This is a genomic window from Roseateles aquatilis (assembly GCF_002205645.1).
Lineage (GTDB): Bacteria > Pseudomonadota > Gammaproteobacteria > Burkholderiales > Burkholderiaceae_C > Roseateles > Roseateles aquatilis.
On record NZ_NIOF01000020.1, the window covers coordinates 50,823 to 65,500 of the forward strand.

Annotated in this window: 14 protein-coding genes; 7 read left to right on the forward strand and 7 right to left on the reverse strand. The window is 67.7% G+C overall.

The genetic code is table 11. The features are described from left to right. Positions 1-40 precede the first annotated feature (40 nt). Positions 41-1,528 carry a glutamate synthase subunit beta gene (locus CDN99_RS25895; RefSeq protein ID WP_088388276.1) on the forward strand — a complete coding sequence of 496 codons (1,488 nt, stop codon included), beginning with the start codon at positions 41-43 and terminating at the stop codon, positions 1,526-1,528. A 287-nt stretch (positions 1,529-1,815) separates the two neighbouring features. On the opposite strand, the gene CDN99_RS25900 is transcribed toward CDN99_RS25895, so the two are convergent. The 6 genes from CDN99_RS25900 to CDN99_RS25925 are packed head-to-tail and all read right to left on the reverse strand — an operon-like array spanning position 1,816 to position 9,023. Then, a complete protein-coding gene (locus tag CDN99_RS25900) occupies positions 1,816-5,643 on the reverse strand; it encodes a pilus assembly protein (RefSeq protein ID WP_088388278.1) in 3,828 nt (1,275 codons plus the stop codon). 12 nt (positions 5,644-5,655) lie between these two features. Beyond that, the gene (locus tag CDN99_RS25905; protein ID WP_088388280.1) at positions 5,656-6,285 is read right to left on the reverse strand and encodes a pilus assembly PilX family protein; all 630 of its coding nucleotides are present in this window, start codon (positions 6,283-6,285) and stop codon (positions 5,656-5,658) included. Positions 6,286-6,322: 37 nt separating this feature from the next. Then, positions 6,323-7,516: a PilW family protein gene (locus tag CDN99_RS25910; RefSeq protein ID WP_088388282.1), complete on the reverse strand. Its 1,194-nt coding sequence runs from the start codon at positions 7,514-7,516 to the stop codon at positions 6,323-6,325. 1 nt (position 7,517) lies between these two features. Beyond that, positions 7,518-7,916 (reverse strand): type IV pilus modification PilV family protein, encoded by a 399-nt coding sequence (locus tag CDN99_RS25915; protein WP_141100999.1) that lies wholly within the window; start codon positions 7,914-7,916, stop codon positions 7,518-7,520. A 4-nt stretch (positions 7,917-7,920) separates the two neighbouring features. After that, positions 7,921-8,571, reverse strand: a complete 651-nt coding sequence (locus tag CDN99_RS25920; RefSeq protein ID WP_088388286.1) for a pilus assembly FimT family protein — start codon at positions 8,569-8,571, stop codon at positions 7,921-7,923. Next, the gene (locus CDN99_RS25925) at positions 8,565-9,023 is read right to left on the reverse strand and encodes a type IV pilin protein (protein WP_088388288.1); all 459 of its coding nucleotides are present in this window, start codon (positions 9,021-9,023) and stop codon (positions 8,565-8,567) included. Before CDN99_RS25925 ends, CDN99_RS25920 begins: the two co-directional genes overlap by 7 nt. 348 nt (positions 9,024-9,371) lie before the next feature. Here CDN99_RS25925 and CDN99_RS25930 point away from each other — a divergent pair, with 348 nt between their 5' ends. From CDN99_RS25930 to CDN99_RS25955, 6 genes are all read left to right on the forward strand, one after another. Then, positions 9,372-10,214 (forward strand): ABC transporter ATP-binding protein, encoded by an 843-nt coding sequence (locus CDN99_RS25930; RefSeq protein ID WP_088388290.1) that lies wholly within the window; start codon positions 9,372-9,374, stop codon positions 10,212-10,214. Continuing rightward, on the forward strand, positions 10,211-10,990 hold the full coding sequence (gene mlaE, locus CDN99_RS25935; RefSeq protein ID WP_088388292.1) for a lipid asymmetry maintenance ABC transporter permease subunit MlaE: 780 nt from the start codon (positions 10,211-10,213) through the stop codon (positions 10,988-10,990). The genes CDN99_RS25930 and mlaE overlap by 4 nt, the downstream gene beginning before the upstream one ends. A 53-nt stretch (positions 10,991-11,043) precedes the next feature. Next, positions 11,044-11,532, forward strand: a complete 489-nt coding sequence (gene mlaD / locus CDN99_RS25940) for an outer membrane lipid asymmetry maintenance protein MlaD (RefSeq protein ID WP_088388294.1) — start codon at positions 11,044-11,046, stop codon at positions 11,530-11,532. Further along, a complete protein-coding gene (locus tag CDN99_RS28825) occupies positions 11,529-12,581 on the forward strand; it encodes an MlaA family lipoprotein (protein WP_088388296.1) in 1,053 nt (350 codons plus the stop codon). The genes mlaD and CDN99_RS28825 overlap by 4 nt, the downstream gene beginning before the upstream one ends. 110 nt (positions 12,582-12,691) lie before the next feature. Continuing rightward, on the forward strand, positions 12,692-13,330 hold the full coding sequence (locus CDN99_RS25950; protein ID WP_238139709.1) for an MlaC/ttg2D family ABC transporter substrate-binding protein: 639 nt from the start codon (positions 12,692-12,694) through the stop codon (positions 13,328-13,330). A 4-nt stretch (positions 13,331-13,334) separates the two neighbouring features. Next, on the forward strand, positions 13,335-13,649 hold the full coding sequence (locus CDN99_RS25955) for an STAS domain-containing protein (protein WP_158218971.1): 315 nt from the start codon (positions 13,335-13,337) through the stop codon (positions 13,647-13,649). A 167-nt stretch (positions 13,650-13,816) separates the two neighbouring features. Here the strand turns inward: CDN99_RS25955 and CDN99_RS25960 are convergent, their stop codons facing one another. Beyond that, positions 13,817-14,677 carry a MurR/RpiR family transcriptional regulator gene (locus tag CDN99_RS25960; RefSeq protein WP_088388382.1) on the reverse strand — a complete coding sequence of 287 codons (861 nt, stop codon included), beginning with the start codon at positions 14,675-14,677 and terminating at the stop codon, positions 13,817-13,819. Position 14,678: the final 1 nt, after the last annotated feature.

Sequence of the window (14,678 nt, forward strand, 5' to 3'; positions counted from 1 at the left end):
TCCGCACCGCACAACGACCAAGATTCAGGAGAAAGCCGCCATGGGAAAAGTCACCGGCTTCATGGAGTACGCGCGTCTGGAAGAGGGCTACGAGCCCGTCGACACGCGTCTGAAGAACTACAAGGAATTCGTCATCGGCTTGAATGTCGAGCAGGCGAAGCAGCAGGGCGCCCGCTGCATGGACTGCGGCACGCCGTTCTGCAACAGCGGTTGCCCGGTCAACAACATCATTCCGGACTTCAACGACCTTGTGTACCGAGGCGGGGACACGGACTGGAAGCACGCGATCGCGGTGCTGCACTCGACCAATAACTTCCCCGAGTTCACCGGCCGCATCTGCCCCGCGCCATGCGAGGCCGCCTGCACGCTGAACGTCAACGACGACGCGGTCGGCATCAAGTCGATCGAGCACGCGATCATCGATCGCGCCTGGTCCGAGGGGTGGGTGCAGCCGCGTCCGCCCAAGGCGGGCACGGGCAAGACGGTCGCCATCGTCGGCTCCGGCCCGGCCGGCCTGGCGGCGGCGCAGCAATTGGCGCGCGTCGGCCACGCCGTCACCGTGTTCGAGAAGAACGATCGCGTCGGCGGCCTGCTGCGTTACGGCATCCCCGACTTCAAGATGGAGAAGAGCCACATCGATCGTCGCGTCGCGCAGATGGAGGCCGAGGGTGTTGTCTTCCGCACCGGCGTGATGGTGGCGCATCTGCCCGAGGGCTCGAAGGTCACCAACTGGGCCAAGGACGTGGTGACGGCTGACGAGCTGATGCAGCAGTTCGACGCGGTGCTGCTGGCCGGCGGCGCGGAACAGTCCCGCGACCTGCCGGTGCCGGGACGTGATCTGGCTGGCATTCACTTCGCGATGGAGTTCCTGCCGCAGCAGAACAAGCTCAACGCCGGCGACAAGCTCAAGGCGCAACTGCGCGCCGACGGCAAGCACGTGATCGTCATCGGCGGCGGCGACACCGGCAGCGATTGCGTCGGCACCAGCAACCGCCATGGCGCGAAGAGCGTCACCCAGTTCGAGCTGATGGCGCAGCCGCCCGAGGTCGAGGACCGGCCGATGACCTGGCCGTACTGGCCGATCAAGCTGCGCACGTCGTCCAGCCACGAGGAAGGCTGTGAGCGCGAGTTCGCGATCGCGACCAAGGAGTTCGTCGGCGGCGAGGGCAAGGACAAGGGCAAGGTCGTCGGCGTGAAGACGGTGCGCGTCGAATGGACCAACGGCAAGATGGTCGAGGTGCCGGGCACCGAGCAGGTGCTCAAGGCCGACCTGGTGTTGCTGGCGATGGGCTTCGTCAGTCCGGTCGCGGCGATCGTCGATGCGTTCGGCGTGACCAAGGATGCGCGCGGCAATGCGAAGGCGACGACCGACTTCCACGGCGGGTACCGGACCAACGTCGCCAAGGTGTTCGCCGCGGGGGACATGCGAAGGGGCCAATCCCTGGTGGTGTGGGCCATCCGCGAAGGCCGGCAGGCGGCGCGGTCGGTGGACGAGTTCCTGATGGGGGAGAGCGAGTTGCCACGGTGACCCGTGGCCCTGCGTTCACCGAGCATGCCGGAGGAAGTCGCGAGACGCCGGCCTCATAGGTCCCACAATCGGTCGTCATCCCCCGGCTCCCTCCGGCGGGACGAGCCGCGCGACGGAGGAAGTCGCGAGACGCCGGTCTCATAGGTCCCACAATCGGCCGTCGTTCCGCGGCTCCCTCCGGCAGGACGAGCCGCGCGATCACCCGATTCGTTCAAGCCCCCGAGATCGCACGAAAAGAAAGCCCGGCATGCCGGGCTTTCGTCGTTGCGGGAGGCGTCAGCGTGACGTCACAGCGTGCCGCCCGTCGCGTTGCGCAGCGGAACCTCGCGCCAGTTCAGGAGCTTGGTGCCGTAGCCGGCCGGGGGGTTGACCGCGGCGCCGCAGTTCGTGCCGACGCATTGGAAGGGGGAGGAGGAGGTGTTCGTGCTGGCGGTGGAGCCGCTGATGTTGAGCACCACGTCCTTGTCGGTCGACACGAAGGTCAGGTCGGTGACCGCGAAACCCGGATCCACGTAGGCCGCGTTGTTGGCGAACTGCGTCCGTCCGTTGCCCAGGTCCAGCGCGTAGACGATGCTGCTGCCCGACGGTGAGCACGGGTTGGAGTTGTTGGGCACGGTCGCCGCGAACGAGACGATGCCGCCGAAGTAGGCCGGGTCGTTGATGATGCGGTAGCCGCTGGCCACGTTCAGGTACCAACCGGCCTCGGTGCTGTAGTCGATGGTCACGGGCTGCGTGACGTCGGTGAGCTGATGCAGCTGGCCCACGCCGATCGGGAAGTTCATGCCCGACGGCAGGTCTGCCGAGCTGTTGAACTTGCCCGCCGAACCGTCGATCACCGCGTACATCCGCTGGGTCTGCGTGCTGTTGATGTCGGTCGCATCGAGCAGCTTGCCGGTACCGAAGGTCACGTAGCGGCGGTTGGAGGTGGGCTGGACCACCGGCAGGACATGCGAGGTGATGGGCTGCAGCACGCCGGCGGCGTCGGTCGCGCGGACCACCTTCACCGGCGCCGGATAGCCGCCCGACGAGTTGCGCAGGTCGAAGCGCCAGACGCTGCCGCGCAGATCGCCGGCGTACACGGACTCGGCCTGCGCCGAGGTCAGGTCGGGATAGAAGGCCGTCAACTGCGTCATGCCGGACGGGCTGGTCGGGCTGCCGTCGTCCTGCGCGGGCAGGTTGCCGGTCGGCGTGTCGATGCGGGTGAGCAGCGCGCCGGTGCGTGCGTTCAGCACGTACAGGTGGTTCTGGCCCGACGGGTTGTTCAGGCCGGCCGGCACCAGCACCACCCAGCCGTACTGGGCGATCTTGGTGACCAGCGGCTGGCCGAAGGTGTAGCCCATGTCGCCGTCGGTGAACTCCCACAGCACCTTGGTCGCGGCGACGGCTTCGGAGGAGATGCCGCCGACGCTGGTCACGTCCAGCGCATAGATGCTCTTGCCGCCCTTGCCCATGCCGCCGACGACGATGGAGCGCCAGTCAGTGCCGGTGCCGCCGGCGGTGCGGCCGAAGTCCACGTCCATCGTGACCGGAGGCGCATCGACCATGTAGTAATGGTTGAAGTTGGGGTTGCCGATCGACTGCAGACCGTTGACCGCCGGCGTGTTGGTGGGGCCGTTGAAGACGGGGCTGGGCACGTATGCGAAGAGCTCCTTGCCGGCGGTGCTGCCCGTCAGCGATCCGTCGATCACGTGCACCACGCCCTGGTTGGTAGGCGCGATGACCACGTTGGCGCGACTGGCGTTGGCGATCTTGTAGGCGTTGTAGCCCGGGTTGGTCACCTCCGACAGGCTGAGCGACGGCGGGCCGACCACCACCAGCTTGGCGTTCACGATGTCGCCCACGAGGTTGGTGCGGGTGCGGTAGGCCTTGGAGCTGTTGGCGACGGTGGAGTTCTGCTCCTGGCTGCGGTCGCCACGCAGGTAGTTCAGGTAGTCGCTGGAGTCGTTGCCGCTGCGATAGGTGGTGTCCAGCGCGGTGGACTGCGCCGAGCTGATGCTGGCCAGGCGGAACGGCACCGCCAGCCGCGTCGACGAGTGCACGGTGACCATGAAGCGGCCCGTGTCCCAGCCGCTGCCGCCCGCCTGCGCACCCAGCTTGTCGGCGAAGCGCCAGCTGTCGTTGCTGGAGACGGTGGCCGTGCTCGGGTTGTAGGCCAGCGTGCTGGCGACGACGTCGCCCGACCAACTGCCCGCGTCGTACTGGGCCGAGTAATTGGCCACGCCCGCGGTGGTGATGCTTTGCTGCGCGGTGGAGAAGGCCGTGGAGTAAGCCTTCATCCGCGAAGCGATGCTCGCGAACGCCGCCGACAGCCCGCTCACCATCAAGTCGGCACGGGCCGCCGTGAAGTAGGTGTCCGGGCGCAACTGGCCGCCGACGGTGTCGGTCGACGGGCCGGTGTGCCACCAGGCCGTGGGAATGTCCGTCGTGCGCGTCAGCGGGTTGTAGTCGGACGGCACGATGAAGGCACCGTACTTGGTGGCCAGGTAGTACTGGTTGTTGGACTTGTAGGTGGAGTTCTCCAGCACGTCCAGCCAGTAAGTCTGGACGGTCTGCTTGCCGGCGGACTTGATGTCGATGTCGGGCCGGATGTCGGTCGTGTTGGCCCAGTAGGCCAGTCCCGCCATCAGCGCGCCGTTGTTGGTGCAGCAGCCGTTGTAGGGGGACTGCGAGGACAGCCCGCTGATGCCGCTCATCGTGCCGACCAGGTCGGTCCAGGTGAGGGTGTTGATGACGGTATCGCTGCTGACCTCGACCGGCTGCGCGGGTTCGGACGCGCCGGTGGCGCCGGGCAGGTTGCGGTCGGCGTGGGTGTTGACGTCGCCGATGCCGAGGATGAAGTTCTTCTGGCAGGAATACTGGATCGGATCGTCCCAGTTCGAGATCACCGGGAAGCCGTCCGCCCAGGTGGCCTTGGTCGAGTCGCTGGCCGTGCCGGTGGCGGTATAGGACGCGACGTTGCCGATGTTGCGGTAGTAGCGCAGCACCGTGTAGTAGAGCTCGCCCACCGGGTCGTAGGTCTTGTACGAGCCCGCGGTGGATCCGAACTTGTTCAGGTAGTTCATCACCCCGCTGTTGATGATCGTCGTGGCGAAGGCGCCCGAGGTCGTGGTCGCGTCGGTGGGGTCCGGATTGACCACCATGATGCCGGTGGTCGAATCCCACTCGGCCTTGCCGTTCGCGACCGCGTCACCGCCGGGCACCGGCTGCGTCGGGCCGACGAACTTCTGGCGCGCGCGCAGCACCCCGCCGTCGCGGCTCAGGTTGCCGTCGTTCAGATAGCCGAAGGCGCTGAAGCGGATCTGGTTGGCGTACTGCTGGATCAGGCCCTCGGGCTTGTAGTTGGCGCCGTTGGAGTAGCTCTTGCAGTTGGCTTCCAGGTAGCTGACGCCCAGGGTCTTGTCGCAGACGCGCGTCCGGATCGAGAGAACGTAGGACGTGCTGTCGGCCCAGGGCGACGCGCTCGGGTCGAACGCGGTGCCGCTGCCGCTGTTGTTGTTGCCGGTGCGCGTGATGCGCATGTTGGCGCCCAGCCCCTGGATGCGAATCTTGATGCCGGACCAGCCCAGCGGCGTGGCGCCCGCCAGCACCGTCGTCACGTTCGTCATCGACCGGTCCGGGAAGTTGCTCGTGCCGCCCTGGCCGCTGGCGTAGGCCTTCTCCAGGATGGTGGCGTAGGTGTAGTCGCCGACGCGGTAGCCGCCGGTCAGCGCCCAGCGGAACGGGTCGATGGTCTGCATCGACGCCCAGTTCAGGAAGTTGCCGCTCCACTTGTTGCTGCAGACGTGCGCCACGGCCGCGGCGGCGGGCGCGAAGTGATCGAAGGGAATCGGCTGCGTGCCGCTGGTGGTGGCCAGCCGGTAGTCGTAGCACTTGTCCGGATCGAAGTAGCCCAGGTAGGTGGACACCGGGTTGTAGGCCGTGTCCAGGTGGGCGTTGCTGACCGCGGTCGGGAACTCCACCGACAGGGCCAGCGCCAGGTTGCCCGGCACGGACACGGAGGCGAACACCGGCTTGTCGGCCAGCAGCGTCTGGGCCTGGGCGACGAGCGCCGTGGCGGCCAGCGCCGTCGCGACGGCGGAGCCGGTCAGGCACGCGCGGAGGGAGGAAGTGGGCATCGGAAACCTCGATCAGTTCTGGGTCGTGAACGTCGTCTGGTAGAACGAGTACGCGTTGTGCGGTCCCCTGACGCGCACGGTGATGCGGTAGGTCGGTTGCGGTGGCACCACCGGGTTCTTGAGGTTGGAACCCGAGTTGCTGGAGCGTCCCAGCACCTGGCAGTTGCCGACGCTGAACGCGCCCGCGGTCGAGCACAGGCGCTCGATCAGGTAATGCAGCTGGATGCCGTCGTCGGGCAGCGTGATGGCGTTGGCCACGTTGCCGGCGCCGTTCAGGCCGTCCACGTCGGTCATGTTCAGCATCGCGGTCGGAATGCCCGAGGCGTCGCTCGCGAGCAGCGTCGCGCTGTAGTTGAACGCCGCGTTGCTGGACTGGCGCGACGCGGCGGTGGACAGGTTGCCGGTCGCGAGCGATGTTGTGGCGGCGCGGATGGCGCGTTCGGCCTGGTTGGCCATGTCGCGCTTGAAGCCGAAGTTGCCGGCGTTGAGCAGCGACACGTTCATCGACCGCATCGTGGCGGCCGCACCGATCAACAGCACGGCCAACGTGATCAGGGCGATGACCATGATCACGCCGCGCTCGCGCGAGGCCGCGCGCCGTCGGGCGATCGGTGCGACATGGCGAAGGGAAGGGGGGAGCATCGACGGAATCCTTGTCATGGGGCGGTCGAACGCGGCATCAGGGCGGCGGGGTGCGGGACGGCGATGCGACGACCGCGTTGCGGATGGGCACCGTGAATTCCACGACCTTGTAGTTGCGCTTCTGTTCGTCGGCGGACACCGGCAGGGTGACCTGCATGCCGGCGGGCAGGCTCGAGAACAGCGTGAAGGACGACGGCGAGACCTGGGTGTTGTCCTCGATCCGGTCGCCCCGCATCAGCATGGCGACACGGACGGCGACGATCTGCTGCATCGCGGTCGCGGCGGCGGCCGTGGACGCGTTCATGTTGGCGACGGTGTAGGTCCCGGTTTCCGGTACGGCCCAGCTGTCGACGATGCCGTTCATGGTCGAGCTGATGCCGTAGCGCACGCGCAGATTCATCACGCCTTCGGCCAGCGGCACCGGTTGATCGGCATTGCCCGGCATGTTGTTCAGGCGCAGCAGGTCATAGCCGACCAGCTGTTGCGCGGCGTTGATGCCCAGCAACTGGAAACGGGGCGTGTTGCCGCTCTGGTTGCCCAGGTTCACCAGGTTGGTCGTGACGCCGCTGGTGCCGTAGGACACGATGTTCGGCCCGATCGCGCCGCTGAAGTACGGGCCGCCGAAGTCGACCGAGGGCGCCGCGCCGCCGACGTACCCGGCCGCCGCCTGCACCACCATGCAGGGACGTGGCGCGGGCTCGGTGAGCAGCATCAGATCGCCGCCGCGGATGCCCAGCGTGTTGTTCAGCTGGAGCGAGTTGGCGCCGACGCTGTTCAGGCGCACCTCCATCGGGGCCTCGCTCAGTCCGGCGGAGGCGGTCATGACCTGGATGATGTCGGACCCGCCGGTGCCCGCGCCGGCGTAGACCATGATCGGGATCGCCGACACGTTGGTGGAGACCGTGGCGAAGGGCGCGGGGAACGCGCCGTTGCGCGGCAGGATCACGGTGCCGTTGACGGCCGCGTTGATCAGGCAGCCCAGCGCGCCGGTGTTCTGGAGGAAGCCGGAACCGGCGCTGCGCAGTTGCCGGTCCATGTCGTAGGCGACATAGCTGATGTTGAGCGCCAGGTCGGAGGTCGTGGCGGTGCGGCGCTTGGACGTCTCGTACCGGTTCATGATGATGCCGAGCGCGGCGATCAGCACCAGGCCGATGGTCATCGAGATCAGCAGCTCCACCAGGGTGAAGCCGCCGGAGCGGCGCGCGACGCGGGGCAGGTGGGGGATGGGCATGTCAGTTCAGACGCACGTCGGTGGTGTACTGGCGCGCGGCGCCGGACGTGGTGGTCCACGTGATCGTGATCGTGGCCACCCGGTTGACCACGACCAGCGTGCCTTGCGCGTTGGGCAGGCCGGACTGCGTCTGATCCGCCACGCGCGCCTGCCAGGCGGCCAGCGTCGGGGGAATGGGCACGTTGCTGATCCACATGTCGCTGGTCAGGTCCGCGGCCAGCATCGCGGCGCGCAGGTTGTCCTCGGTGCCCACGGAAGCCTGCGAGGCACGGGCCATCAGCGTGACCAGGCCGACGATGCCGGTGGTCATGACCAGCATGGCGACCATCAGTTCGATCAGCGTCATGCCGCGCGCGCCGGCACGGCGCGGGCGCTGGGAAGGCCGGGGAGTGGGGGCCATGGTGTCAGTTGGAGTTGGTGTAGGACACCCCGGCGGCGGGGCAGCCGTCGGGCAGCGTCGAGGACTGGACGCGATCACGGTCGCACAACCGCACGCTGCCGCCCAGCGCGACCCAGACCGACAGCCGCTTGAGGTTGCTGGCGCTGACGGAGGTGTCGATCCAGTAGACGATCTGGCCGGTGGCCGGCACGTTGCAGGTGGAGGCCCCGCTGACCGGGTTGTTCAACGCCACCGGCCGCCCGCTCGGTCCGAAGCACACCGCCAGCGGACCGTTGATGGTCAGGTTGGCGGTCAGGTCCGTCATCGAGCCGCATTGAGCGGGCTGGCTGACCGCGCCGCCGGCCTCGGTGATCGCGATGTTGGGAATGACCTTGACGATCCAGTACTGGCCGCCGGCCGACGCGGCTTCGTTGCCGGTGCAGGTCGACTGCGAGGTGCGATAGAAGACCACCGGCTGGTAGCTCTTGACCGCCTCGGCCTGCGCCAGGCGCAGGCTGGTGGCCAGGCCACTGCCGGCCGTGCGGATCTGCGCGTTGGCGGACCAGGTTCGGATCGCTGGCGCCGCGAGCGCCGTCGACAGGCCGATGATCGCGATCACGATCATCAGCTCGATCAACGAGAACCCGCGACCGGCGCGGCGACCCGAGGTCAGCATGTGTCGCCCTTGCGCATCAGCCACTTGGACGTGCAGGTGTTCCAGCCGGTCGGCGCCGCGTCGGTGGAGCGCACGTCCGCCTGCGTGATCGAGAAGCGGAAGGCGCTCATGACGGTGTCCGAGCTGGTGGCCGTGATGGTGTAAGCGGCGGCGGTCGGGGCCGCGCACTGGACGCTGAACTTGCCGAAGGTTTGGGCTGTCAGGCAGGGGGGCGACGCGCCGCCGCTGGCCGTGTAGGTGCGGAAGTTCTGGAAGTAGGCTTCCATGTCGGCCCGGGCCTGCGTCAGGCCGGTGGCCGCGTCGGTCAACTGGCCGCGGATCACGTAGTCCCGATAGGCCGGGTAGGCCAACGCGCCCAGGATGCCCACGATGGCCACGACCACCATCAGCTCGATCAGCGTGAACCCGCGTTGGGCGGACCGGCGCGCCGGCGACAGAAAGTTCCCGAACATAAGCGCTCCTTGTTTGCGCAAATTATCGGCAGCGACCCGCCAAAGGCGAGGCCGCTCGTCGTGCCTCGGAACCCGCCCGTCTCGCGGCGGCTTCCGAACGTGACCTCCGTCACGGGCCGCGGCGTGAAAACTTCCACTGGCGAGCGCCAAGGCACCGAACCGATCGCCGCCGGGCAGAAGCCGCGGGATCGGTCACCATCCGCCGGCGGGCGTCAACCCCCTCTATCGGACTGTCGCGAAACGCCATCCCCCGCCCCAGGTGCCCTCCGGCATCAATTCAGGCTTTACCCTATGATCCCGGCTCCCGGACGCTTGCCGCCCGGCAGCGTTCCGGATCAATCCCAAGAGATGGCATTCACCGATCCCCATTCAACAAAAAACGTCCGTCCACTGATTGAAGTGAAGGATGTCACCGTCGGCTACGGCGACCGGGTCATTCTGAAAGACGTCAATGTGACGTTGCCGCGCGGCAAGGTGATGGCGTTGATCGGCTCGTCGGGCGGCGGCAAGACGACCTTGCTGCGGCTGCTGACGCGGCAATTGCGTCCGCAATCCGGTCAGGTGCTGTTCGACGGCCAGGATCTGGCGCCGATGGACCAGGCCCAGTTGTACGCGCAACGCCGACGCATGGGCATGCTGTTCCAGTTCGGCGCGCTGTTCACCGATCTGAGCGTGTTCGAGAACGTCGCCTTCCCGCTGCGCGAGCACACCCGGCTGTCCGAGCCGATGATCCGCGACCTGGTCTTGATGAAGCTCAACGCGGTCGGCCTGCGCGGCTCCCGCGACTTGATGCCCAACGAGGTCTCCGGCGGCATGGCGCGCCGTGTCGCGCTGGCGCGGGCGATCGCGCTCGACCCCGACCTGGTGCTGTACGACGAACCGTTCGCGGGCCTGGACCCGATCTCGCTGGGCGTGACGGCCCGGCTGATCCGCGACCTCAACGATGCGCTCGGCCTGACCAGCGTGATCGTCTCGCACGACATCCACGAGACCTTCGGCATCGCCGACCACGTGGTGATGGTGGCCAACGGCGGCGTCGTCGCCCAGGGCACGCCCGACGAGCTGCGCAACAGCGACAACCCGCTGGTGCATCAGTTCGTGAACGGAGAGTCCGACGGACCGGTGCGTTTCCACCAGCCCGCCAGTCCCGTCCGCGAGGACTTCGGCCTGCCGCAGGAGGAGTCCGCATGATCGGTTTCGCGACTTCGATCGGCCGCGGCCTGCGCCTGAAACTCACCGACTGGGGCGCGGCGGCGCGGTTGCTCGGCGCGCTGGCGCTGCACCTGGGGGCCTGCCTGCGCCGCTTCGTGCTGGTGCGTGAGCAGATCTTCTATCTGGGCAACCGCTCGCTGTCGATCATCGGCGTATCCGGCTTGTTCGTCGGTTTCGTGCTGGCGCTGCAGGGCTACTACACGCTGCAGCGCTACGGCTCGGCCGAGGCCGTCGGCCTGCTGGTCGCGCTGAGCCTGGTGCGCGAGCTGGGCCCGGTCGTGGCGGCGCTGCTGTTCGCCGGACGCGCCGGCACCTCGCTGACCGCCGAGATCGGCCTGATGAAGGCCGGAGAGCAGCTCAGCGCGATGGAAATGATGGCCGTCGACCCGGTGCAGCGCGTGCTCGCGCCGCGCTTCTGGGCCGGCGTGATCGCCATGCCCTTGCTGGCGGCGGTGTTCTCGGCCGTCGGTATCCTGGGCGGATGGATGGTGGCGGTGCCCTTGATCGGCATCGACGCCGGCGCCTTCTGGTCGCAGATGCAGGGCGGCGTGGACGTCTTCGCCGATGTCGGCAACGGCGTCGTCAAGAGCCTCGTGTTCGGCATCACCGTCAGCTTCGTGGCGCTGCTGCAGGGCTACTCCTGCAAGCCGACGCCCGAGGGCGTGTCCCAGGCGACCACCCGCACCGTCGTGTTGTCGTCCCTGGCCGTCCTGGGCCTGGACTTCATCCTGACCGCCATGATGTTTTCGATCTGAGGCCACGCCCGGTCGAGACCTGTTATTGATTCGAAAAAGATCCGGAGTTGCAGATGCAATCCTCTCGTTATGACGCCTGGGTCGGGTTCTTCGTGCTGATCGGTGGCGCGGCCCTGCTGTTCCTGGCCCTGAAGGCGGGCAACCTGCTGACCCTGAATTTCCAGGACACCTACGCGGTCACCGCCAAGTTCGACAACATCGGCGGCCTGAAGCCGGGCGCGGCGGTCAAGAGCGCCGGTGTCGTGGTGGGCCGGGTCGCGGCGATCACCTTCGACGACAAGACCTTCCAGGCGCGCGTCGCGCTGAAGCTGAACCAGGGCGTGGCCTTTCCCAAGGACAGCTCCGCCAAGATCCTCACGTCCGGCCTGCTGGGCGAGCAATACATCGGACTGGAACCGGGCGCGGAGGAGAAGAACCTCGCCGCGGGCGACATCATCACGCAGACCCAGTCGGCGGTGGTGCTGGAGAACCTGATCGGCCAGTTCCTCTATAACAAGGCGGCCGATGCCTCCGCGGCACCGGCCTCGGGAGAGAAGCAATGAAGAAGAACGCCCCGATCCGGACCTTGATCCGGACGGACCTTTCGTCGGCGCTGCGCCCGGTGCTGCTGAGCACCGCGTTGCTGGGCGCCGCGCTGCCGGCGCTGGCGCAAGCGGTGCAGGCCACGGAGGCCGAAGCGCAGGAACGCGCCGTGGTCGCGGCCGTGGTCAGCCCGCCGGCGACGACGGTCGAGGTCGCCGAGACGGACGATGCATCGACGGCGCTGAAGGCGACCGACGCCGATGCGCCGCCGGCCGCCGCGCCGGCTGCGTCGGCCCCGGAGGCTCCGGCGTCCGCGCAGGACCCGGCCGCCGCCGGTCAGGCCGGCCAGGCCGCCGCCGCCGCGCAGGATGGGCAGGCCCCGGGCCCGCGCGTGCGCAACCGTCTGGACCCCTGGGAAAACTGGAATCGCAAGGTCTTCAACTTCAACGAGAAGCTGGACGAGAACCTCTTGCGGCCGGTCGCCACCGCCTACAGCGACCTCGTCCCGCAGCCGGCTCGTCAAGCAGTCGACAACTTCTTCGGCAACTTCTCGGACGCCTGGTCGGCGGTCAACCTGTTCCTGCAGGGCCGCTTCAAGAACGGCGCGACCCAGACGATGCGGGTGGCCGTCAACTCGGTGTTCGGCATCGCCGGCCTGATCGACATCGCCACGCCCGCCGGGCTGGAGAAGACCACCGAAGATCTGGGCCGCACGCTCGGGTACTGGGGTGTCAAGACCGGACCCTACATCGTGTGGCCGGTGCTTGGCCCGTCGTCGTTGCGCGACTCGGTCACGCTGCCGGTCAACGTGTATTACTCGCCGGCCTACATCTTCGACGATGGTGAATACAAGTTCGCCATCACCGCGCTGCAGCTGATCAACACCCGTGCCAACCTGCTGCGCGTGACCGACATGCTGGACGGCATCGCGCTGGACAAGTACACCTTCATCCGCGACGCCTACCTGCAGCGTCGCAACGTGAAGACGCACAAGGAACAGGAAGAAGAGGATGACTATGAAGTCATCACCCCCGACGAGAAGCCGGCCAATCCGCAAGGCGGCCGTTGACTCGATCGGGCAACAACCGGTAACCCCATTCGGGGTTGTCGGTGAACCGGCACCGGACTTGCCCCGTTGAGGACGGGTCCCGCCGTGTCATGAAGAAAGAAAGGACAAGCATGAACTCCACCAAACGACTGCTGCTTCGCCTGATCGTGTCGGCCGCGGCGCTGAGCCCGCTGGCTTCGTTCGCCGCGGACGCCTCCGCGCCGGACCAACTGATCCGCCAGCTTTCCATCGAGACGCTGGACGCGGTCAAGAGCGACAAGGCGATCCAGGGCGGCGACGTCGGCAAGATCATGGAGCTGGTCGACAGCAAGGTCATGCCGCATGTCGACTTCCAGCGCATCACCGCCTCGGCCGTCGGCCGTTTCTGGCGCCAGGCCACGCCTGAGCAGAAGCAACGCCTGCAAGCCGAGTTCAAGACGCTGCTGGTGCGCACCTATGCCGGCGCGCTGACGCAGGTCAAGGACCAGACCATCGCGATGAAGCCGATGCGCGCCGCGCCAGAAGACACCGAAGTGGTCGTGCGCACGGAGATCCGCGGCAAGGGCGATCCGATCCAGCTGGACTACCGTCTGGAGAAGAGCGACTCCGGCTGGAAGATCTATGACGTGAATGTCCTGGGCATCTGGCTGGCGGACCAGTACCGCAACAGCTTCGCGCAGGAGATCAACGCCAAGGGCATCGATGGCCTGATCAAGTCGCTGGCCGACCGCAATGCGCGTCCGGCGGCATCGGCGCCGAAGAAGGGCTGATCCCGTGCTGAAGCTGCCGTCGCGGCTGCGCCTGGACAACGTCCCGGACGAATGGCAGCGGCTGGAAGGCGCGCTGCGCGCCGAGCTGGCGCAGGTCGGCAATGCCGCCGGTCGCGTGATCAGCCTGGACGCCAGCGGGCTGAAGGACTTCGATTCCGCGGCCCTCAGCCTGCTGCTCAGCGCGTTGCGCCTGTGCGGCCAGGATGGCTGGCAACTGACGCTGCATCAGGCGCCGCGCGAGCTGCGCGAGCTCGCGCGGGTCTACGCCCTGGAGCACCTGTTCTGGGCCGACGCCCCCGCGCCGGCGCAGCCGGCCTGAACCACGGCCCGCCAGGGCCGCGACGACCGCACCCCGAAGATCGGGCCGCTGACGCGGCCCGTTTTTTTTGGTGCTTCCGATCCGCGACAGACCTACGTTCAAGACGAGCCCAAGAGGCACCGCGATCCGCAAGCAGATCCGTCGGACCCGCGCGCGGGCCGGTCGGCTCACTGCGCGTAGCGCTTGGTCCGCAGGTTGCGCTTGATCTCCTGCAACATCGGCCGCAGGTTCTCGCCGAGCCGCAGGGCGACGCCGGTGGTCAGCACGTCCACGACGATCAGGTGCAGCAGCCGCGACACCATCGGGCTGTAGCGGTCGTAGTCTTCCGGGTGGTCGACGGCCAGCAGCACCTGTCCCGGCAATTGGCCCATCTGCGCGAGCGGCGAGCCGCTGGCGGTGATGATGATGGTCGTCGCGCCCTTCTTGCGGGCGATCTCGGCGGCGTCCATCAGGTCGCGGCTGCGGCCCGAGTTGGAGATGATCACCGCGCAGTCGCCCGCGCCGAGCATCGTCGCGCTCATCAACTGGACGTGGCCGTCGCTGCAGGCGAAGGTGTTGGCGCCGAGCCGGAAGAACTTGTGCTGCGCGTCCTGCGCCACGATGCCGGAGTTGCCGACGCCGTAGAACTCGATGCGTTTGCGCTGGCGCGCCGTCTCGGACAGCGCCGTCATGGCGCGCTCGAAGGCGTGGCTGGCGGCGTCGTTGCGGTAATGCAGCAGGGCGGCGACGGCGTTGTCGACCACCTTCACGATCAGGTCCGAGGGCTTGTCGTCCTCGTCCACCGCGCGGTGCACGAAGGGCACGCCCTCGTTGACGCTGCCGGCGAGCTTGAGCTTGAAGTCCGCCAGCCCGTCATAGCCGACGCTGCGACAGAAGCGCACCACCGTCGGCTTGCTGACGTGGGAGCGATCGGCCAGCTCGCTGACCGGCAGGCTCGCGAACGCACGCGGATCCGCGAGCAACAGCTTGGCGACCCGTTGCTCGGCGGGCGGCAGCGCGGGCAGCGCGGCCTTGACGCGTTCCAGCATG